The sequence below is a fragment of the Methylobacterium soli genome (assembly GCF_008806385.1).
GTDB classification, from domain to species: domain Bacteria; phylum Pseudomonadota; class Alphaproteobacteria; order Rhizobiales; family Beijerinckiaceae; genus Methylobacterium; species Methylobacterium soli.
In genome coordinates, this window is record NZ_VZZK01000104.1 from 1 (window position 1) to 1,769 (window position 1,769).

1 protein-coding gene is annotated in these 1,769 nt (G+C 71.8%); it reads left to right on the forward strand.

Annotated elements, in window-relative coordinates; genetic code table 11:
* Nucleotides 1-3: 3 nt before the first annotated feature.
* On the forward strand, nucleotides 4-1,769 hold a 1,766-nt coding region (gene dxs / locus F6X53_RS31985; RefSeq protein WP_151005955.1), incomplete at its 3' end, for a 1-deoxy-D-xylulose-5-phosphate synthase.

Here is a 1,769-nt window from a genome sequence, read left to right on the forward strand (position 1 = left end):
GGGATCGCGGACGCGGTTCGGGCCGAGATGATCGACGCGGTGTCGGTGACGGGCGGGCATCTGGGCTCGGGTCTCGGCGTGGTCGAGCTGACGGTGGCGCTGCATCACGTGTTCGACACCCCCGACGACCGCATCGTCTGGGACGTCGGGCACCAATGCTACCCGCACAAGATCCTGACCGGCCGGCGCGACCGGATCCGGACCTTGCGCCAGGGCGGCGGGCTCTCGGGCTTCACCAAGCGGGCGGAGAGCGTCTACGACCCGTTCGGGGCGGCCCATTCCTCGACCTCGATCTCGGCCGCGCTCGGGATGGCGGTGGGGCGCGACCTCGACGTGGCCGCCGCCCGGCGGGCCGGCGGGCCGGCGCCGAAGCGGCGCAACATGGTGGCGGTGATCGGCGACGGCTCGATGTCGGCCGGCATGGCCTACGAGGCCATGAACAATGCCGGCGCCATGCATTCGCGGCTGATCGTGGTGCTCAACGACAACGACATGTCGATCGCCCCGCCGGTGGGCGCCATGTCGGCCTATCTCGCCCGGCTCGCCTCGGGCGGCACCTATCGCAGCCTGCGCGAGACCGCCAAGCAGCTCGGCAAGCTCCTGCCCCGCGCCCTCTACCAGCGCGCGGCCCAGGCGGAGGAATTCGCCCGCGGGCTGATCGTGGGCTCGGGCACGATGTTCGAGGAGATGGGCTTCCACTATGTCGGCCCGGTGGACGGGCACAATCTCGACCACCTGCTGCCGGTGCTCAAGAACGTGCGCGATTCCGAGCAGGGCCCGATCCTGCTGCACGTGGTGACCCAGAAGGGCAAGGGCTACGCCCCGGCCGAGGCCTCGGCCGACCGCTACCACGGGGTAGTGAAGTTCGACGTGGTCTCGGGGGTCCAGGCCAAGGCCAAGCCGAACGCGCCGGCCTATACCCGGGTGTTCGGCGAGAGCCTGATCAAGTGCGCGGATGCGGACGACAAGGTGGTGGCGATCACGGCGGCGATGCCGGGAGGCACCGGGATCGACCTGTTCGGCAAGGCGCATCCGGAGCGCACCTTCGATGTCGGCATCGCCGAGCAGCACGCGGTGACCTTCGCGGGGGGGCTGGCGACGGAGGGCTACAAGCCGTTCGTGGCGATCTACTCGACCTTCCTGCAGCGGGCCTACGACCAGGTGGTGCACGACGTGGCGCTGCAGAACTTACCCGTGCGCTTCTGCCTGGACCGGGCCGGCCTGGTGGGGGCGGACGGGGCGACGCATGCGGGCGCCTTCGACCTCGCTTATCTCTGCTGCCTGCCGAACATGACCGTGATGGCGGCCGCCGACGAGGCGGAGCTGGTGCACATGGTGGCGACCGCGCACGCGCATGACAGCGGCCCGATCGCGCTGCGCTACCCGCGCGGCGAGGGGGTGGGGTTGGACCTGCCCGAGCGGGGCGAGGCGCTGGCGATCGGCCGGGGCCGGGTGGTGCGCCGGCCGGAGGGGGCGCGGGTGGCGCTGCTGTCGCTGGGCACGCGCCTGGGCGAGGCCCTGAAGGCGGCGGACGCGCTGGAGGCGGCGGGCATCGGGGTGAGCGTGGCGGATGCGCGCTTTGCCAAGCCGCTGGACGAGGCGCTGGTCCTGGATCTCGCTGGCAGCCACGAGGTGCTGGTGACGCTGGAGGAGGGCTCGACGGGCGGGTTCGGCGCGATGGTGCTGCACCTCCTGGCGCAGAAGGGCGCGCTCGACACGGGCCGGGTGCGGGTGCGGACGATGACGCTGCCCGACGCCTACCAGGAGCA